At 38.3% G+C, this 22,110-nt stretch carries 10 protein-coding genes; 7 read left to right on the top strand and 3 right to left on the bottom strand.

Features of this window, described 5'->3' with window-relative positions:
• Positions 1 to 186: 186 nt before the first annotated feature.
• From LZF87_RS14620 to LZF87_RS14610, 3 genes are all read right to left on the bottom strand, one after another.
• Positions 187 to 7,146, bottom strand: coding sequence for a T9SS type A sorting domain-containing protein (locus tag LZF87_RS14620; RefSeq protein ID WP_244340090.1), 6,960 nt, complete (start codon positions 7,144 to 7,146; stop codon positions 187 to 189).
• A 903-nt stretch (positions 7,147 to 8,049) separates the two neighbouring features.
• Positions 8,050 to 8,241 (bottom strand): hypothetical protein, encoded by a 192-nt coding sequence (locus tag LZF87_RS14615; protein WP_244340089.1) that lies wholly within the window; start codon positions 8,239 to 8,241, stop codon positions 8,050 to 8,052.
• A gap of 102 nt (positions 8,242 to 8,343) precedes the next feature.
• Positions 8,344 to 8,832, bottom strand: coding sequence for a hypothetical protein (locus LZF87_RS14610; protein ID WP_244340088.1), 489 nt, complete (start codon positions 8,830 to 8,832; stop codon positions 8,344 to 8,346).
• An 829-nt stretch (positions 8,833 to 9,661) separates the two neighbouring features.
• Here LZF87_RS14610 and LZF87_RS14600 point away from each other — a divergent pair.
• The 7 genes from LZF87_RS14600 to pglX (LZF87_RS14570) are packed head-to-tail and all read left to right on the top strand — an operon-like array spanning position 9,662 to position 22,082.
• Positions 9,662 to 9,865, top strand: a complete 204-nt coding sequence (locus tag LZF87_RS14600) for a helix-turn-helix domain-containing protein (protein WP_244340087.1) — start codon at positions 9,662 to 9,664, stop codon at positions 9,863 to 9,865.
• 1 nt (position 9,866) lies between these two features.
• Positions 9,867 to 10,481: a BrxA family protein gene (locus LZF87_RS14595; protein WP_244340085.1), complete on the top strand. Its 615-nt coding sequence runs from the start codon at positions 9,867 to 9,869 to the stop codon at positions 10,479 to 10,481.
• Positions 10,481 to 11,089: a BREX protein BrxB domain-containing protein gene (locus LZF87_RS14590; RefSeq protein WP_244340083.1), complete on the top strand. Its 609-nt coding sequence runs from the start codon at positions 10,481 to 10,483 to the stop codon at positions 11,087 to 11,089. The genes LZF87_RS14595 and LZF87_RS14590 overlap by 1 nt, the downstream gene beginning before the upstream one ends.
• A 4-nt stretch (positions 11,090 to 11,093) precedes the next feature.
• Positions 11,094 to 14,603, top strand: coding sequence for a BREX system P-loop protein BrxC (gene brxC / locus LZF87_RS14585; RefSeq protein WP_244340081.1), 3,510 nt, complete (start codon positions 11,094 to 11,096; stop codon positions 14,601 to 14,603).
• Complete coding sequence (pglX, locus tag LZF87_RS14580) at positions 14,603 to 18,280, top strand: BREX-1 system adenine-specific DNA-methyltransferase PglX (protein WP_244340079.1); 3,678 nt, start codon at positions 14,603 to 14,605, stop codon at positions 18,278 to 18,280. The genes brxC and pglX (LZF87_RS14580) overlap by 1 nt, the downstream gene beginning before the upstream one ends.
• Positions 18,281 to 18,290: 10 nt before the next feature.
• Positions 18,291 to 18,464 (top strand): hypothetical protein, encoded by a 174-nt coding sequence (locus LZF87_RS14575; RefSeq protein ID WP_244340077.1) that lies wholly within the window; start codon positions 18,291 to 18,293, stop codon positions 18,462 to 18,464.
• 57 nt (positions 18,465 to 18,521) lie between these two features.
• On the top strand, positions 18,522 to 22,082 hold the full coding sequence (gene pglX / locus LZF87_RS14570; RefSeq protein ID WP_244340076.1) for a BREX-1 system adenine-specific DNA-methyltransferase PglX: 3,561 nt from the start codon (positions 18,522 to 18,524) through the stop codon (positions 22,080 to 22,082).
• The last annotated feature ends 28 nt before the right edge of the window (positions 22,083 to 22,110 follow it).

Genomic DNA, 22,110 nt, shown 5'->3' with positions numbered 1-22,110 from the left:
TTAGTACTCTACAAATATTTTAATATTTTTTAGAAGATTTTTCTTATAATAGTAGGGTTTTGCATATTTTAAGTTAGGAAGGCTTCTTGTTTTTGGAATTAAGGTTTTGATTACCGGGACTTATATAAAAAAAGCCTCTAAAAAGCCAAAGTCTTTTTAGAGGCAGAAAACAAGGTTTTTGTTTTTTTATCTGATAATCACTTTTTTACTCAGCCAACCATTGGAAGCTTTCAGTTTCACTATATATATTCCGCTGCGTATGTGCTCTACCGGAATTTTGATGTTTTGCTGATCTTCATCAGCTACATTCCATTTTGCAATCGATTGGCCGAGGATGTTGAATAGCTGAACAGAATCAACTATTGTATCCGTTAAATTATTTTTGATATTCAGCATGTGATTTGAATCGGCAAAAACCAAAATGCCATTAATCGCATCCATATCATTGGCACTCAATGTTTCAATGGTAAAGCGTAACGAGAATCGGTCATGGTATTCTCCTATAGGTAACTGGGCTGTGAAATTTCCGTTTCTAAGATCATGATATAGCCCGGTTATACTGTCAAACAGGTAGATTTGTGTTGAAGCCGGAATATTTTCGAGTTCGTCAATCATAATGTTTGTTGTGCCGACAGTCGAAATCGTAATTCCAATTGGGATTATTTGATTGGCGTTGAAATTATTAACGGCCTGTATTACGAATTTTTCGTTACTAATATACCAGTACATATCGTCCTGATTCGGGTCAAACATCATTGCGTCATATCCCAGGTCGAATAGATTTGAGGTGTTAGCATCTGTGCCTAATAAAAGCTGGCGGTGTAATCCGGCAGCGGATTCAAAACCTAATCTGATTTTTTGCCGGTTATCGGTTTCTTCTTCAACAGCATTGTTTGTTGATTTAAAGAATATTGAATTTGCAGGGCTTTCCACTTTAAAGACACGCTGATTGTTATTAATAGTAATTGTACCTCCCTCAATCAGTGTGGTAAGTCCGCCCTCACTACCAGTTTCGGCACTTACGAAAAACCCTTGGGCTACAGGAATATATCGTTTCGGTATTTTTGAACCTGTGGTGTTATTATTATTGATCATCGGATCGTTGGAAATGGCTATCACCCCCCCCGTTAAATTATAGACTGCAAATCCGCCTACATACTCAGCCAGATAATGGGTCTGTCCTCCAAAATGATCCCAGAAATATAATGCTCCATTGATAACATTTTTAGTTGCATTTCCATTTTGTTTAATATTGTTTTCTATGAATTTGTTGGCGTCCAAAGCTGAAGGATAAGGATTTCCAATCAGATAAATCTGATCTTTTTCGATTGGAAGGTCAATATTTCCATTATTAGGTTTGCCGGCAAAAACATAGTTCTGATAATTGGTATTTGGTTCTAAACCGGTAACGCCTTTCATTGTAAATCCTTCACCAATTTTAATGCTTCCGGTGCTGCCAATCGCCTGCCATGAAAAATAGTTGGAAGTTGTTGCCGCATATTTGTACAGCCAGCGATTACTTATTTTAATCGGACTTGTAAGCGGGCCATCCGAAAAGTCATACCCCCATCCAAAATTTATGGGATTCTGACTGAAAGGGCTAATATCAGCATTGGTCCCGTCTTTTAAGACACCGCCTATAGTATAGTTTAAATTATCTGCACTAACCGGCGATGACCATTGATTATAGTGATAGCTGCTTTTTGTACCCTGCTGATCACGTAAAAGGACACCTGTTCCGCCGGCTGGATTTGCTGACGCTCCTTCTTGAATCAGTTGTGCTTCACCGGTTAACCTTAAATCACCGCTTGTCAGGTTTACATCATTTCGGACTAATAACTTAAATAAGTCGGGAGTAATAACACCTCGAGCTGTATTTGTACAGTTTAGGGTTAGGTTCCAGAATTCTTCAGAAAAATTGTTTCCGGCAAAAGTATTCATATTGTGAATGAAATTCGCTGTACTACTATTGAACGTTACAGTACCTCTTCCCGGATAAAATCTTCCGCTGTTTTGCCAATTCCCTTTTATATGGAGATTGGGTGTTGATACATTGATTGAATCCATACTAACTCTTGCACCTGTATTGATTATTAAATTTTTTGCGATTGCGATGTTACCGTTAGACGTAGCAAATGGGCTGGCATTATCAATAGCAGGCATTCTTCCTCCTATTGTGACTGTTGGTATAACTGCATCTACAGTTGCAGATGGCAGTCCGCCGGCCCAGTTCAGACAGTTAAACCAATCGGAGCTTATCAATCCTGTCCAAAGACCTGCGGTACCGTTAAGAACAGTTACTGTTACTGTGCTGTCATCAATATCATCAGAAATAGAATTACATTTCGAGTCATTTAATGCCGATATAGTAAACACCGTTGTTGCAGTTAAATTAATGGTATTGAAAGTGTAATTTCCACTCGCGTTTGGAGTAATATTGTTGTAAACGGTATTTGTGACCGCATTTGTAACTGTGTTTAAGGCTCTTAAAGTAAAGCGGTATGGTCCAGAACCCGTAAAATGAACTGTTAAAGTGGCAGGCGTATTGTAACAAACATACTGATCCTGGCTGATGAGGGCTGTAGGTCTTGGGTTAACCGTAACAGTTACATAAGCAATGCCTTCCACTACATTTGGAGTGCTAGGGTCATCATAACCTACACAACCATTATATACAGAAACGATTCCGTAAGTTGTTGTTGTGGTTGGGGAAACAGTATAAGTATTCGTAGAGGCCTCCGGTCCCGGTAGAGGATTGCCGGAAGAATCTACCCATTGTACTGTAGAAGCGGCAGGAGCATTAGGAATACCAATATTGTCAACTGCCCAGGAACTTCCAAGAGTTCCCTGGTAATTAAATCGAATACGTAAATTGGTAAGTCCGATATAAGAAGTAAGATCTATGTTGCCGTTTAGGAAATTTGAATAGCTTGGGACTCCCGATGATCCCGTGTACTGCGACAAAGTAGTCCAAGGCCCTCCGTTAACTGCTATTTCAACAGTACCGATTGCTCCAGGTTGTAAATTATAGGCATGTGTGAATTGTAGCCTTGCAGAAGTTGTAGAAGTTAAACCTATGGTATTAAAAATCGGTGTATAAAGTTGAGAGTTGAAATTTCCGTTAGCAATAGCGAATTTACCTATTGATAAATAATTAGTGCCAGAGTAAGTGCCTCCATTGGTTGCAGAGAGTTTCCACGGACCAGGGTCAGTATTGCTGGCTCCGGCGTTTAAACAGTTGTTAGTGCAACTGTCTACTGTCCAGCCAGCAGGATTCGCATTTTGAAAATCACCTCCTGTAGCAATGTTTTGACTCGTTGCAAATCCACTTGTTGCGGATAATACCGAAGAGCCGCCCACACATATAGTTGATGGAGAAGCTGATACTGGCGAAGGCTTAATATTCGGAATAACATAAACGGTACAAATTGTTGAAGCTGTAGAGCACCCCCCCAGATTTTCAACAATCACTCTGAACTTTGTTGTTTGTGTGATATTACTATAGCTGTGTGCGGTTGTTGGATTAGTAACGTCAACCCATGAGGTGCCTCCAGTTGTGGAGTATTGCCATTTTACAATCCTGCCAACATAGCCGGATAAATATAAGTTGCCGGATGCAAGAAAGCATTGTGTTATTGAAGATTGGGAGTTGTCTAATGAAAGAGTTCCTCCGACGGGATCATTGTCAATAAGAACGTTTGTAGTTACTGATGTTGAAGCACATCCGCCGCTGGCCGGTATGGTATAGGTTACGGTGTGGGTTCCTGCAAGACTGGCATTTGGTGTAATAGCCCCCGTAGATGGATTAATACTTAATCCTGTCGGTGAAGCAGAATAAGTTCCGCCAGTATAAGTCCCGCTTCCTGTCAGGGTTACGTTTTGCGGAGTAGTCACAGATAAACAATATGGAGCTCCAGTATAACTGATGCTGGCAGTAGGTACGGCAGTAATCGTTACGCTTGTGGTAACGGGTACGGCTGCACACCCTCCATTGGGCGGTATGGTATAGGTCACGATGTACGTTCCTGCTGCGGTACTCGCGCTTGGTGTGATTACTCCGGTAGATGAATTAATGGATAAACCTGCCGGCGAAGCGGTAAAGGATCCTCCGGTGTATGCTCCGGTTCCTATCAGGGTTACGTTTTGTGAAGCACTCGTTGATATACAAAACGGAGCTCCCGCATAACTGATTGTGGCTGTTGGTACAGGAGTGATGGTAACGGTAGTTGTAACTGGAACAGGCGCACAACCTCCACCGGGAGGAGTTGTATAAGTTACAGTATAAGTCCCGGCAGTGCTAGTGCTTGGTGTAATAGCTCCCGTGGATGCGTTAATGGTCAATCCTCCGGGCGCAGAGTAAGTTCCCCCAGTAAATGCTCCGGTTCCACTTCGTGTTACGTTTTGAGCGGTTGTTACCGATTTACAAAACGGGCCAGCATAACTGATGGTGGCAGTAGGTATAGCCGTAATGGTTACACTTGTAGTAACGGATACGGGTGAACAGCCGCCGCTGGCCGGAATGGTATACGTTACTGTGTAAGTCCCGGCTGTAATGTTGTGTGGTGAGATTGCTCCTGTAGATAAATCAATGGGTAAATTTGACGGTGAAGCAGAGTAAGTTCCTCCGGTATATGCTCCGGTTCCGCTTAAAGTTACCGCTCTGGTTTCAATGATAGAATTACAAAACGGATTTCCTGGATAACTGATACTGGCAGTAGGTACCGGAGTGATAGTAACGGTAGTAGTAACTGGAACAGGCGCACAACCGCCACTGGCAGGAATGGTATAGGTCACGGTATAAGTTCCGGCAGTACTTCCGCCGGGGTTAATTCTTCCTGAACCGAAATTAATGCTTAAACCGGCTGGGGCTGCAGTGTAGGTTCCTCCATTGAAAGCTCCTGTTCCGGTTAAGTTTATGTTTTGGTTTGCGCTAGTTACACAAAATGAACTGGGACTATAGGAAATAGAAGCAGTTGGGATGACCGTAACGTTAATGGTTCCCGAAGCGGTGGCAGGGGGAGCACATCCTCCGGTAGTTGTTACGGTAAAATTGAAGGTTCCTGAGACCGTCGGTGTTCCGGCAATTGTGACTACTCCTGCTAAATAACTGCCTGTAACGCCTGTCGGCAATCCGGTAACGGAAGCCCCGGTGGCATTGGCTATGTTATAAGTGGTAGTGATAAAAGGAGTGTTTTGGCAAATGGTTTGGGTTGCATCGCCCGAAGTCAGGGTAATGGCTGGCAGCGGGGTCACTGAAATGGTTCCCGTAGCGGTGGCAGGGGGAGCACATCCTCCGGAAGTTGTCACGGTAAAATTGAAGGCTCCTGAAACCGTCGGTGTTCCGGTAATAGTGAATACTCCTGTGGAATAACTTCCTGTAACGCCTGTCGGCAATCCGGTAACGGAAGCCCCCGTGGCATTGCTTACGTTATAGGTAATATTGGCTATGGCTATGTTTCGGCAACGTGTCTGGGTCGCGTTGGCGGAAGTCAGAGCGATGTTCGGAAGTGGGGTAACGTTAATGGTTCCCATAGCGGTGGCAGGGGGAGCACATCCTCCGGAAGTGGTTACGGTAAAGTTGAAGTTTCCTGAGACAGTGGGTGTTCCGGCAATTGTGACTACTCCTGTGGAATAACTGCCGGTTACGCCTGTCGGCAATCCGGTAACGGAAGCGTTGGTAGCATTGGCTATGTTATAAGTGGTAGTGGTAAAAGCAGTGTTCCGGCAAATGGTTTGTGTTGCATCGCCCGAAGTCAGGGTAATGGCTGGCAGCGGGGTAACTGAAATGGTTCCCGCAGCGGTGGCAGGGGGAGCACATCCTCCGGAAGTGGTCACGGTAAAGTTGAAGTTTCCTGAGACAGTGGGTGTTCCGGCAATTGTGACTACTCCTGTGGAATAGCTGCCGGTTATGCCTGTCGGCAATCCGGTAACGGAAGCGTTGGTAGCATTGGCTATGTTATAAGTGGTAGTGATAAAAGCAGTGTTCCGGCAAATGGTTTGTGTTGCATCGCCCGAAGTCAGGGTAATGGCTGGCAGCGGGGTAACTGAAATGGTTCCCGCAGCGGTGGCAGGGGGAGCACATCCTCCGGAAGTGGTCACGGTAAAGTTGAAGTTTCCTGAGACCGTGGGTGTTCCGGCAATTGTGACTACTCCTGTGGAATAGCTGCCGGTTACGCCTGTCGGTAATCCGGTAACGGAAGCGTTGGTAGCATTGGCTATGTTATAAGTGGTAGTGATAAAAGCAGTGTTCCGGCAAATGGTTTGTGTTGCATCGCCCGAAGTCAGGGTAATGGCTGGCAGCGGGGTCACTGAAATGGTTCCCGCAGCGGTGGCAGGGGGAGCACATCCTCCGGAAGTGGTCACGGTAAAGTTGAAGTTTCCTGAGACCGTGGGTGTTCCGGCAATTGTGACTACTCCTGCTAAATAACTTCCTGTAACGCCTGTCGGCAATCCGGTAACGGAAGCCCCGGTGGCATTGGCTATGTTATAAGTGGTAGTGCTAAAAGGAGTGTTTTGGCAAATGGTTTGGGTTGCATCGCCCGAAGTCAGGGTAATGGCTGGCAGCGGGGTCACTGAAATGGTTCCCGCAGCGGTGGCAGGGGGAGCACATCCTCCGGAAGTGGTTACGGTAAAGTTGAAGTTTCCTGAGACCGTCGGTGTTCCGGCAATTGTGACTACTCCTGCTAAATAACTGCCTGTAACGCCTGTCGGCAATCCGGTAACGGAAGCCCCGGTGGCATTGGCTATGTTATAAGTGGTAGTGCTAAAAGGAGTGTTTTGGCAAATGGTTTGGGTTGCATCGCCCGTTGTAAGGGTAATGCTTGGCGGCGGAATAACGGTTATCGTTATTGAATCATATGGAGATGCACATCCAACGGCTATTACATCGTATGTTGTGGTGGTGGTTGGATTGACGGTAAAGCTAATAGGATTGCCAGTGCTACCACCAACAGTACTTAAGACTGAACCATTTCTGAGTTGATAGTTAATCCCTGTTTCGCTACCACTTAAGGTAAGAGTGACAGGATCAGCAGAGCATATTGACGAGGCGCTTGAAGATAAAGTAAAACCGGCTCCGCAATTCTGGCTTAATCCATAGGTTGTATAGAGCAAAAGCATGATCCCAAAAAAGTAAATTTTTTTCATAATCCTCAAGGTTAATGTTTAACAAATTGTGGATTTGTTTTTCTGGGAGGACCTTGATCTTGAGGGAAAGTGATATGGAAACTTTGAAAAGTTAGTCGGGATTTGAGATTTTGAAAATTATTTGCTCTAAATTGACATGTTTAACCCTTAAAAAGGCTTTATTTTTGGAAATAATGTAATAAAGCTACTTAATTATTTTTATTTCAATAAGATTAGTAAGTCGTTTTCGATGAATAGGAAATACATACGATGAAATACTAAAAAATGATGAATTTATTTCTTGTGTTTTTAAAAAACGACATGTTTTTTTACAGTGTAACGCGTTGATTATTAACTTGTTGTGTTTGTAGTTAAAGTGTGTGAATTTTCAATCAGATAGTGATTGTTTGAGGCTGTTTTTTAGCAATAAGATTTTCTAAAGTACTCTTGACTTTGTTGAGGTTTGTAGAATAAACGTCATTGGCCTCTTTCTTCAAAGTAGTAATGTTTAATAAATAATTATTTGTTATTTTTTATTTAACGAAGAGTCATTAATTATCTCTTGAAATTTTTAAAAAAGGAAATTTATTATTGGTCAATCAGAAGTTGAGGTATTTTATAAATTTCAAATTAGTTCGATCATTGATGGTGTAGAAAACTCAAGTTAATCGGAAAATAAAAAACCCTAACTATTTGATTAGTTAGGGTTTTATCATTTCGTAGCGAAGACGGGAGTTGAACCCGTGACCTCAGGGTTATGAATGGGTTTTTCTGTAAGTAAAAACCTATTTTAACCTATTTTGAACTGTCTTTTTTTAAAATCGTGTACCAAAACGTGTACTGCGGCGTGCACTGGTTTATATACCCAAAAGTAGTGATTTTTTCTTTTGATCCATTCCTTATTGCCGAAAATTTGAAGGGGGTTTATTTCTTGGAAAAAATGTTTTTCATCAGATAGTCGATAGCTGCTTCTTTAGAAATTATAGGTGGCTTTTTTTCTTTTTTCTTTTTGGGGATTTCAATGGATAACTTGTGTTCGTTTACTAATGCGATAAGACGAAGCTGCTCCTCATGTGGGAGTGCTTTGAAAACGTCATATACCGTATTAGCCGTCATTTATTAGTTGGGTTTGGTGTTTTTCTTGTTTGTCACGAAGTTGTGTTGCAAAATGTGTTACATGGTTGCGGATTTTGTGTTACACTTTGTCACACAATCGTATTAGACGTATATGATTTCCGGTTTATGCAGATTTAGCATGAAATTGATGATCACCAAATAATTCACTGATTCGCAGTTGTTGGGTATGCAAAACCGGAACGATTTACCTTGGTAATCAGGTTCGCCTAAGAATCGTAGGATATCCTGTAGAATTTTTTCGAATTCTGTTCTGACTTCTTTCGGGATAGCGGAATGTCCGATTGCGGTTAGAAGCGTTTCTTTCAAACGATTAAGGTCATTGCTTGCACTTGTTTCAAAAGGATTGTATTGTTTTAATAAGAGCCACGAGTATAGACATAGAAATTCATCCGATTTCAGAAAATCAGAATCAGTTTTATCAATGTGTTGTGGTTTCTTTTCTTCAACGATTCTGTTTTCCAATATGTCCCTAATTAAGTCGGATACTTTTGCCTGGTAAGTATAGGCCATAACCTCTAATTGTCTTTTTAGTTTTTCGGTTACCCTTAGGTTGATAATTTCTGATTTCATAAGTTTTCTTTTTTGTTTTACAATTGTGTTACGGTTTATGTGACCGTTTACAGATTGTTTGATGTGGTTATCGGTCTTTTTCGATTTCAAATATTATAATAGTTTTGATAGGTGTTTTCGGATTCTGCTGGATTCAGTCGGATACATTAGCTTACTGTCGAATTCTGTCGAATAAACTTGGATTCTGTCGGATTTTTTTATTTCGAAATCAATTGAAAAGCTTAAATGCTGTGAGGTTTGGGATGAGAGTAGGGTGGTTTTGTATTGTCTGGTAACATTCTGAAGCTTTCTACAACATCCCGGGGGATTTTGGGGTGGTTCTGCATTTTTTGTTTGTAATACGTTATGTTGTCAAATGTGTTGCAGATTGTCATACAATTGTGTTACAATTGTGTCACACAGTTTATTAGAGAGGGTAGTCAGGTTACAACAAATGTTTGGAAAGTACACTAAAAAGATGTTTTGACCGTAGCGTAGGAGCTCACCATTAAGAATCCGAAAGGGATTGTCAATTAAGCACAAGCGCTAACAACAAAATGGAATGTAGTCGTTAAGGATTTAGAAATTCCGGAAAAAATCATAAATACTATTGGTGAAGGTTTTACTTTTCTTACAACAACACCGTAACCCGAATCACTACTAATCTGTCTGCTTCGGAGATTGAAGAGCATTATGGCAACCTTCTTCGTTACAGAATGCGCAGCATGTTCAAATTGATAACTTTTGATTCAAATTCAATTGGCAAAAGATAAAATTCACAGCAAAATACTATCTCATATTTTGTTATATATGATATAAAATTATATTTTTAAGCCTTATATCTTTTCAAATGAACAGAATTAAATTGGAGCTAGAGAAAAAAGGACTGACACAGACTTGGTTAGCCGAAAATTTAGGCAAAAGTTACAATATGGTGAATTCTTATGTACAAAACAGAAGACAACCCAGTATAGAACAATTATACAAAATAGCTGAACTTTTAGAAATAGAAGCAAAAGATCTTTTGGTTGAAAACAATAGTGTGATAAACTAAAATGCTAGACGAAAAAATAAAATACAGTACTGCCTTTACTGCCGGTGCACTTCTTTCAAGAGAAACGGAAGCGTTTGTTATGGCCATTAATAACATTGATGATTTTTTAGAAGGATATGAAACGATTGATTTTAATATAATTCCTGTAAATGCAGAAAGTTCCAAAAAAAGAATAAAACATGAAATAGAAAAGAGATTATGGGCTCTCAACAGCGAAATGCTAATCAGCCTGTTTTCATCTTCAGACAAAAATGGTAAAAATTTGATATTATTTTATGGTATTTGCAAACGCTATCCGATTATTAAACATTTCATGTTGGAAGTAGTTTTAAACAAATGGCAAAATCTGGATTTTCAGTTGGAAGTTTCAGATTTTACTAACTTTCTATACCGTAAAATGGATTTTCATCCTGAATTAGAAAAAATAAGTCAAAAGACAATTTATAAAAGTGGTCAGGTTGCTTTAAAAATGCTTACGGACATGGGAATATTAAACAAAAATAAAATCCAAAAACCCACAATTAATAGTGTCATTATCAGAGAGTGCAATAAGGTCGGAGACAATTGGTTTATGGACGTATTATTGTTGAATGACATAGAAAAACATGATGTATAATGATATTAGACAGTAATAAGTTATATGAACTAATGGCAGACAGAGGCTTTCAAGAGCCAAGAACTGGAAATTTATTCTTCCCTGCCTACATCTATACCTACGATCCTGCATTAGAATATGAAATGCGAAAAGAGATAGCCTTCTTGATTGAAAAGTTAAAACGGCCTAACAATTATTTAGAATGTTTGGTAATCAACATGTATGAGGAAATGATTGATTTTCTAAAAGGTGAAGAATTTTCAGGAAGAACCCTTTTCGATTTAATTACCGAAAAAGAAAAAGAGGATGCCCATGAAGCTTTAGCTTGGGTAAGAGACGAAATTAATGAAGGTGATTTTTACAAAAATTTCACCAAAAAGGTAAAAAGTCATTTTGTAGAAAAAAATGATAAAAAAGTATACTTGGTGCTACATGGTTTTGGTAGTGCCTACCCTTACCTAAGAGTTTCTGATTTTCTTAAAAAAACAGAACAGCTAATCAAGGAATTCAAAGTAATCGTTTTTTATCCTGGCGATTATAACAACAATAATTACAACTTATTTGGGCTGCTTAATGATGATAATCTATATAGAGCAAACCATTTGAACAAATATATAGCAACAGAATAGTACTATGATGGCAATTAAAGAACTTTACGAAAAAGAAATTACCCGAAGAATCAACCCGGCTGTAGTGGTAAGTGAAATGGAAGAATATTTTATCAATCAAGAGATTGAAGAATATGTATTTACCCAAGGAATTACCAAAAACGTTTATAAGTTCCTAGACGCTATTGCCAACAAAAAAGAAGGCAAAACAGGGGTTTGGATTAGTGGATATTATGGTAGTGGAAAATCGCACTTCATTAAGTACCTGTTTTATTGCTTAAATAAAAAATACAGAGAAAAAGCTTTTGTGAATTTCAAAGAGGCTGTTAAAAATGTGGGAGCATTAGAAGAACCAAATCCAAATCTTTTAGCTTTACTACAAAAGAAACTGGATGCTTTAGAAATGGACGAAATCATGTTTAATATTGATGCCGTTTCAGACAATGAAGATGAAAAAGACCGTATTACGAGAGTTTTATTAAATCAGCTTAACCAATTTAGAGGGTTCAACAACACCAACATTGCTTTAGCATTGTACCTGGAAAAACCATTACACGAAATTGGGAAATTAGAAGATTTCAAAAGCCAAATAAAAAAAGAATTCAACGAGGATTGGTCAGGGAATCAATTGCGATTTACTAGAATGTCGTTGAGTAAAGTATTAGATATTGCTAAAGGATGTAATTCTGAATTAGATATTGACTCACTAAAAAAAGTGATTTTAGATAAAAATCAAGATTACAACATCGATTTTTTAATCAATGAATTTCAAGATTTCCTAAAAAACAAACCGGAAAACTACCGTCTAATATTTTTACTGGATGAGGTTTCGCAGTACATAGGTTCCAATACAGCACTTTTACTTAATTTACAAACTATCGTAGAAGAAATCGGAACCAAGATCGGAACCAAAATCTGGATGGTATGTACGGCCCAACAAGATTTGTCTAATCTTATTGATACTACTGATACTAAGACAGGTGATTTTGGTAAAATTTTGGGGCGTTTCGAAACCATAATTTCTTTAGAAAGTCAGGATGCAACTTATATTACAAAAAAAAGAGTTTTAGAGAAAAAAGCCGATGGTATTGGCACACTTTCAGAGTATTACAAAAACAACAAGGGGGCTATTGAAAACCAATTTGTATTTAATCATGATCTTTACGAAAACTTTAAAGGCAAAGAAGATTTTACTTTAACCTATCCTTTCGTTCCATATCAATTCCGATTGATTTCTGATGTATTCGAAAGCTTCAGCAATGTAGGCTATGTAGGTCAAGGTGTGAAGAATACGGAACGTTCTATTTTAGGAATTACACATTATACAGCCGAAAAATGCAAAGATGAAAAAGTAGGCTATTTTGTGCCATTCGATTTGTTCTTCAACGATCAGTTCGATAAAAACTTAACCTTTATTGCGCGTAGTATTCTAGACAGAGCTTATAACATCAACGAGGTAAAGGATGATTTGTTTTCTAAAAGAGTAGTAAACACTTTATTCATGATTTCTAATTTGGGAGAAAGTCACCGCGTTAATTTCCCGGCAACGGTGGATAATTTAGCATTATTGCTTATGGATGCTGTGGATACGCCTAAGTTAGAAGTCCAAAAACAAGTCACTGCCATATTAGAATTATTGGTAGATAAAAACATTGTCCAGGTCAGTGAGGGAAAATACCGTTTTCTCAAAGACGATGAAATTGATGTGGCCCAATTAATTAAAACTACTGCGGTTAATAGTGAAGATAGACTGGATTATTTCTACAAAGACATCATTGACAAAGTACTGAAGCCAAAACCAGACATCAGTTTTTTTGGAAATAAAAACTTCAAAGCGGCTATTAGTATAGATGATAAAGAAATCATTAGAAATGGAGACTTTAAAATCAAATTTTCGGTTTTTGACATTACCGACATACAACAATTGGCATACAGCAGTCCAGCACAAGACTTGGTTATTGCTATTGGGGAATGGTTTAATACCGATAAAGATTTAAAAGCAAAAGTGCAAGATTATGTGCGCACCCAAAAATTCATTGCCAATAATTTTGCTAATGCAACAGGTACTCGTGTGGAAACCTTAAATAATTTCAGAAGTAATAATGTAATATTATTAAACGAAATAAAATTACGTTTTGAGCAGCGTTTTTTGAATACTAGCATGGTGTCCAGTCAACAGGTTATATCTGCCGAACAACTCAATGGCGCAAATGTAACCTCACGTTTGGAGGATATGATTAATAAACATTTACAGGAAACTTATAAAAAGCATGCTTTAAGTAATGCATATGCGACTTCCAATGCCGACTTAATCAACAACGCAAAATCCAAACAAGTTAAAGCCAACACTGGTTTGGACCCTGCCGAAGAAGAATTGGTAAATAAAATGAGCCTAATGGGCGAAAACCCTAATGTAGGCGATGTAGTCAAAGTCTTTGAAAAAGCACCATACGGTTGGAAAGACGTAGCCACTTTGGATATCCTTTTAAAAATTGCTCAAAAAGGAGTAAAACGTTTTGAATGGAAAAACGACAGTATCGATTTTGTCCAGTTTACCGACAAAGCATTAAATAGCCGTGAACGCGATTCTATCTTAATCTTAAACCAAAAAGCACATTCGCAGGAAGAAATCAACGAGTTCATCCAAACGGTAAACCACGAAATCTTCGTAGAAAATATTATTGCAAACTCTTCTGATTTAAAAGAAGCGGTAGACCAATTGAAATTAAAAGTAGGTGCAAAATTGGTTGAAGTCAACAAATTAAAAGACGAGTACGATGTGTATCCCTTTGGAATACATCTCAAAAAATTCCATAAAGAACTAACAGAATTATTTACAGCTCGCGACCAAGAGCAGGTATTAGAACTGGTAAAACAAAACAAATCCACTTTAAAAGCCGATCGCGATCAATACATGTTCGTAGTAGAGTTTGTACAACACAACTTTACAACCTACCAGCAAATCAAAGATTTTATTAGTAATAACAAAAGTAATTTCGACGCTTTAGACGAAGCAGAACAAGTAACCACTCAAAAATTATTAGAGTATATTCAATCGGATAATGAGCCTTGGGATACTTTACCTCAAATGAAAAAAGCATATAAAGAAATTCATGATGCTTTAGATAAGAAAATCAAACATTTACGCATGGAAGCAGTGAAAATGTATGAAGTCGTATTTTCAGAAATTAATAACCGCAGGCACGATTTAGGAATAACCGAAGAGAATCTTACAACGGATGATAGTTACATCAACAGAATTTCTAAAGAGAAAAGCTTGAGCCAATTAGAAATCTATATCCTGAAAATAAACGAATTCAGAGCAGATAACTTTAAAATTCTTGAAGATTTCAAAGCTAAAGCCGAAGCTAAAAAATCAGGAAAGGAATACCAACACAGTGTAACCATTAATGTAGCTAACGAAATGCCGCCAACCACAATTGAAAACGCAGAACAGTTGGAAGACTACCTAAAAAAACTGCGTGAAAAACTAATGGTGAAACTGGCTAAAAATCAAAAAATATTCTTGAATTAATGAACACAAACAATATAAAATCATTTGCAAAGCAAGCAAGATTAATTTTGATGGAAGGCGTAAAACAACGCCTTTTATATTGGGGGTTTGATGCCAATGGGAATAGTATAGAAATAGTAGAACCTACAACAGGAGGCTACATCTTCCGTGGTCAGGTGTTCAATGACGACAGCGTACCACCGAAATGGCAAAGACTAAAAGCCAAACTCACAAACAAACAAGCCGTTCAGGATACCATCGAAGAAGCTGCTTACACTTGGTTCAACCGTTTAATGGCAATTAACATCTTAGAAAAAAGAGGCTACATACAACCAACGTTAACATTTGCAGCCGAACTAAAAACGCCCCAAATAGTTCAAAACGCAAAACGAGGCCAGCACCAGCTCAAACAACAAAAATACATCAACCTTCTACAGCAATATTTGGTAGACGATCAGGAAGAACAAGCTTTGGGTTTACTGCTAACCCGTTTGTGCAACAACAACATTCTGCTACATGATGTTTTCGGTCGTATCGATGATTATACCGAAATCCTTTTACCAAACAATTTATTACAACGCAACGGCATCATCGATTTATTAAATAGTGATGTCATTACCAATACCGAATACAAAGAAGTAGAACTCATAGGTTGGTTATACCAATTCTATATTTCTGATAAAAAAGACGAGGTTTTCAAAGGCTTCAAAGCCAACAAAAAAGCAAGACCCGAAGACATCCCGGCAGCAACCCAAATTTTTACACCCAAGTGGATTGTTAAATACATGGTAGAAAACACGGTGGGTAAAATCTACCTCGACTACGACAAAACCTCATCCCTAAAACCGGAGATGAAATACCTTATCGAAGTTCAGGAACAAGACAACATCATTGCGAAGAAGGAAGTAATCATCCACCATTTAGAAGACCTAACCCTTATCGACCCTGCGTCAGGAAGTGGACATATCCTGGTAACGGGTTTTGAGTTGCTATTTAAAATGTATCGTGAACAAGGCTACACTGCCAAAAATGCGGTAATCGGTATTCTTCAAAACAACCTGTTTGGCTTAGATATCGACGATCGTGCCATGCAATTAGCACGTTTTGCAGTACTATTAAAAGCAGCCGAGTTTTATCCAGAAGTGCTAAATCCTTCCGACAGCGCTGCTTTGCTATTGCCTCACATTTACAGTTTTCCGGAAACCCACTATTTTCATTTAGAAGAAATTCAAAGTTTTTTAACACCAAATGGGGCTACTTATGTAGCCGAACTCAAAGGAGCATTAGTGCTACTAAACGAAGGGAAAAATATTGGTGCCACCTTAAAACTAGAACTTTCTCCGGAAGCACAAACTTTTATTACGGAACAGTATCGTAATTGGAATACCCAATACCAAGCCGGTACCTTAGACATCATGCAGCAGGACTTATGGAATAATTTAAAACCTTTTCTGGAAGTGTTGTTGGTCATGACCAAAAAATACACCGCAGTAGTGGCTAATCCGCCATACATGGGACAAAAGAGCATGAATGGTCCTTTAAAAGACTACATAAACAAAGAATATCCTGAAACCAAGTCCGATTTAATGACGGTGTTTATGGAAGTGATTCCAAACATGACATTGGACAATTCCCGTTTTGCATTAATTAATTTACCTTCATGGCTTTTTCTTTCTTCTTTCGAAAAATTAAGAGAAAGCTATATTGATAACTACCACTTTGAAAGTCTATTACACATGGGACGTGGTATTTTTGGGATTGACTTTGGCTCGGTCGCTTTTACCATGAAAAAAGAATACAAGGAAAATGCAACTGGTGCTTATTTCAGATTACACGAACGCAATTTCCAACACATTTTGTATGAAGATATTGAGAAACTGTTTTTGTATGCCAATGGTAATGTAAGCTACAAATACGATTTCAATTTGTATCGTGGTGAGGAAGGCATTACAGAAATACCGGAACAAGGAACAGAAAACGGACAAAGACTTTTCTATCCTAATATTTTTCAAGAAAACTTTGAAAAAATACCAGGTAGTCCGATTGCTTATTGGGTGAGTAAGAGAGTGATTGATATTTTTGAAAAAAATGAAAGTTTAATCAAATATGCAGTTCCTCGGCAAGGAATGGCTACGGGTGATAATACAAAATTCTTGAGAGCTTGGTCAGAAATAAACTTAAATAAAATAGGTTTTAATTGCGAAAATCAGAAAGGAGCAACAGAAATTGCTAAAAAATGGTATCCTTACAATAAAGGCGGAGGATTTCGAAAATGGTATGGAAGTAATGAAATCGTAATCAATTGGGAAAATGTCGGTGCTGATATCAAGGCATTTAAACCAAAGTCAGTAATAAGAAACGAATCTTACTACTTCCGAGAAGGCATGACTTGGACCGCAATTTCGAGTGGTAAATTCTCAGGAAGGCATACTGAAAAAGGATTTCTTTTCGATTCTAAAGGGCCTGTCTTATTTCCATATGATGGGAAATCACATAATGTTTTTATGGCACTTTTAAATTCAAATGTAGGCAATTACTTCTTACAAGTAATTTCACCAACACTAGATTTTAATCAAGGTCCTTTAAGTAAAGTCCCAATTATAAATAACCAAAACACAAAGTTAGGCTCCTTAGTAAATGACACAATAGTATTGGCTAAAAATGATTGGAATAATCGAGAAAACTCATGGGATTTTGAACAATCACCTTTGTTAAATGACAATTCATCTTTAAAAACCGCCTACCAAAAATGGCAAGATGAGGCAACGCAAGATTTCTTTCAATTACACGAAAACGAGGAAGAACTCAACCGTATTTTTATAGATATTTATGGCTTGCAGGAAGAGTTAATACCAGAGGTGGCGTTAAAAGATATTACCATATTGCAGGAAGAATTAGACCGTAATGCCTTAGAGCAGTTAGAACCGGTTTTCAGAGCAAAAGGAACAAATACCGTAACACTTCCAATAAAAAAAGACGAAGTACTTAGTCAGTTCATCAGTTACTGCATAGGCGTTTTCATGGGGCGTTACCGTCTGGACAAACCGGGTTTACACATCGCCCATCCAAACCCTACTGAAGAGGAATTGGCTCCTTATGAAGTGTCATTGCGAGGAACGAAGCAATCTGTCGAAATTGATGAAGACGCAATCATTCCACTTATGGGCAGCGAATGTGCTTTCCCAGACGATGCTTTGGTACGCATCAAAAACCTAATCCACGACCTTTGGGGAGAAGAAACCTTAACCGAAAGCCTAAACTTCATCAACGAATGTTTAGGTACTGATTTAGACAAATGGTTAACTGAGAAATTCTGGGGCTATCATACCGGTATGTATAAAAAGAAACCTATTTATTGGCTATTCTGTTCCAATCCTAAAAAACCACAGGCGTCAGCGTTTAAAGTACTGACCTACATGCACCGAATGGACAAATACACCGTGAGCAAAATACAACGCAACTATTTGCATCCCCATCAGGAATGGATCAAACACGAAATCGAAAAAGCGGTAGCCAACGAAAGTAACTTAAGCAAAAATGAACTGAAGCGCCTGGACAAACTCCGAGCTTGGGAACTGGAATGTAGAGATTACAACGAAGTATTAAAAACGTTAGCGCTAAACGAAATCGTCTTTGATTTAGATGATGGAGTGAGTATGAATTATGAGAAATTTGAAGAGGCGGTGGCGAAGATTTAAATAGAAAAATATGGAGCTCAATGAATTCAGGGCAGACAACTTCAAAAATTTAGAAGATTTCAAAGCCAAGGAAGAAGCTAAAAAATCGGCTAAGAAATACCAGCACAGTGGTATAATTAATGTGGCTAACGAAATGCAATCAACACCATCGAAACCACGGAAAATTGGAAGCTTGCATCGTTAAATTGCGTGAAGTATTAATGGTAAAACTGGCTAAAAACCAAAAAATATTATTGAATTAATGAACACAAACAACATAAAATCCTTCGCCAAACAAGCACGCCTTATCCTTATGGAAGGCGTAAAACAACGCCTCACCTATTGGGGTTTTGCTGCTGACGGAACCTGTACCGAAAATCTGGAAACCACTACCGGTGGCTACATCTTCCGAGGTCAGGTGTTCAATGACGACAGCGTACCACCAAAATGGCAAAAATTAAAAGCCAAACTTACCAATAAACAAGCCGTTCAGGATACCATTGAAGAAGCAGCATATACTTGGTTCAACCGTTTAATGGCAATTAACATTTTAGAAAAAAGAGGTTACATACAACCAACGTTAACTTTTGTAGCCGAACTAAAAACACCCCAAATAGTTCAAAACGCAAAACGAGGCCAACACCAGCTCAAACAAGAAAAATACGTCAACCTCCTCCAACAATATTTGATAGACGATCAGGAAGAACAAGCATTGGGATTATTGCTAACTCGTTTGTGTAACAACAACATTCCATTGCATGATGTTTTTGGACATATTGATGATTATACCGAAATCCTGTTACCCAACAATCTGTTGCAACGCAATGGTATCATTGATTTACTGAACAGCGATATTATTACCAATATCGAATACAAAGAAGTAGAACTCATTGGTTGGTTGTACCAATTCTATATTTCCGATAAAAAAGACGAAGTATTCAAAGGCTTCAAAGCAAACAAAAAAGCAAGACCGGAAGACATTCCTGCGGCAACCCAAATATTTACACCCAAGTGGATCGTAAAATATATGGTGGAAAACACGGTCGGTAAAATCTACCTCGACTTTGACAATACCTCCTCCCTAAAACCGGAGATGAAGTATTTGGTGGTGAATGAAGCAGAGGAAAAAATCAACTATTCACCATTCACCATTCACCATTTAGAAGACCTAACCCTCATCGACCCAGCGTCAGGAAGTGGACACATCCTGGTAACGGGTTTTGAGTTGCTATTTAAAATGTATCGTGAACAAGGCTACACTGCCAAAAATGCGGTAATCAGTATTCTTCAAAACAACCTGTTTGGCTTAGATATCGACGATCGTGCCATGCAATTAGCACGTTTTGCAGTACTATTAAAAGCAGCCGAGTTTTATCCAGAAGTGCTAAATCCTTCCGACAGCACTGCTTTGCTATTGCCTCACATTTACAGTTTTCCGGAAACCTACCATTTTAATTTAGAAGAAATACAAAGTTTTTTAACGCCAAAAGGAGCTTCTTTTGTAGCCGAACTCAAAGGAGCATTAGTTTTACTAAACGAAGGAAAAAATATAGGTACCGCTTTAAAACTGGAACTTTCGCCTGAAGCCCATACTTTTATTGCCGAACAGTATCGTAATTGGAATACCCAATACCAAGCCGGAACTTTAGACATTATCCAACAGGACTTATGGAACAACCTAAAGCCGTTTCTCGAAGTCTTATTGGTCATGACCAAAAAATACACGGCAGTAGTGGCCAACCCACCATACATGGGGCAAAAAAATATGAATGCAAAGTTGAAAGATTATGTTAATGACAATTATCCATTATCTAAATCTGACTTGTTCGCAGTATTTATGGAAGTTTGTTTGTCCATGAATGTGCCAAAAGGATTAATGGGAATGATAAACCAACACTCTTGGATGTTTTTATCTTCTTATGAGAAATTACGAGAACACATAAATGACAATTTTGGGATTTTAAACATGCTCCATCTTGGACCAAGAACATTTGAAGAATTAAGTGGCGAAGTAGTACAGTCGACTGCTTTTGTTTTAGAAAATGGAATAGGAATTAAATCTGGAAATTATTTTAGATTAGTAGACTATAGAAACAACATTGAAAAAGAAGATAATTTTCTAAACAGAAATAATCAGTATTCGAATGTCCTTCAAGAAAATTTTGAAAAAATTCTAGGTAGTCCTATTGCATATTGGGTAAGTGAAAGAGAAAAGGATTTATTCAACAATGGAAGTTATTTTAGCAAAGAATGTTATCCAAAAAAAGGAATTGATACAGGTGAAAATGAATATTTTTTAAAATTTTGGTTTGAAATAAATCTTAATAAAGCATCACTAAAATTATTCATAAAAGATAAAAAATGGTATCCGTACAATAAAGGAGGTGAATTTCGAAGATGGTATGGTAACCGAGAGAACTTGGTCAATTGGGAAAATTGCGGAGAAGAAATAAAATCGAGATTATCATGGAAATCTAAAAAACCAACAATAAGAAATTCTAAATATCATTTTTTAGAAGGCTTTTCATGGTCAACAATTAGTTCTGCTGGATTTTCATGTCGTTACGTACCAGAAGGATGTTTATTTGATAATGGAGGTTGTACACTTTTTGCGGATAAGGAATTATATTTTTTCGGGGCAATGTTAAATACTAAAGTTGCAAATCGTTATTTAAAATTTCTTTCTCCTACATTAAATTTTCAACCTGGTGACATTGGTAGAATGCTTTATTATCCACCGAATAAAAATTATGAATCGGTAGAAACAATCACGAAAGAGCTGATTTCTAATTCCAAAAAAGATTGGGACTCCCGAGAAACCTCATGGGATTTTGAGCAATCCCCATTACTAAACGAAAGTCCTTCACTAAAAAATGCCTACCAAAAATGGGAGGAAAACGCAACTAATGATTTCTTTCAATTGCACTCAAATGAAGAAGAACTCAACCGTATTTTTATCGATATCTATGGCTTGCAAGAAGAGTTAACGCCAGAGGTAGCATTAAAAGATATCACTATTTTACAGGAAGAGTTAGACAGCAAGGCTTTAGAACAATTGGAACCAGTTTTCAGAGCAAAAGATGCAGATTCAGTAGCACTACCAATAAAAAAAGACGATGTTATCAGTCAGTTCCTCAGTTACTGTATCGGTGTTTTCATGGGGCGTTATCGCTTAGACAAAACCGGCTTGCACATCGCCCATCCGAAACCAACGGAAGACGAAACGTCTAATTATGCATACAATGGTAGTACAATTGCAATTGACGATGATGCGATCATCCCGCTTATGGGCAGTGAGTGCGCCTTCCCAGATGATGCTTTGGTGCGCATCAAAAACCTAATTCACGACCTTTGGGGCGAAGATACCTTGACAGAAAACCTGAACTTCATCAACGAATGTTTAGGCTCTGATTTAGACAAATGGTTAACGGAGAAATTCTATGGCTACCACACCGGCATGTACAAAAAGAAACCTATTTACTGGTTGTTCTGTTCCAATCCTAAAAAACCACAGGCGTCGGCCTTCAAAGTACTGACCTACATGCACCGCATGGACAAATACACCGTGAGCAAAATACAACGTAACTACCTCCACCCACACCAGGAATGGATCAAACACGAAATTGAAAAAGCGGTAGCCAACGAAAGTAATTTAAGCAAAAACGAACTCAAACGTTTGGAAAAACTACGCTCATGGGAACTGGAATGTCGTGATTACAATGAGGTATTAAAAACATTAGCATTAAACGAAATCGTCTTTGATTTAGATGATGGAGTAAGTGTGAATTATGAGAAGTTTGAAGGAGCTGTAGCGAAGATATAATATTACACTCGTCAGTTCGATTTTTTTT

Origin of the sequence: Flavobacterium enshiense, from assembly GCF_022836875.1 — a bacterium.
GTDB lineage: Bacteria > Bacteroidota > Bacteroidia > Flavobacteriales > Flavobacteriaceae > Flavobacterium > Flavobacterium enshiense_A.
This window is presented reverse-complemented; position numbering and strand designations above follow the sequence as displayed.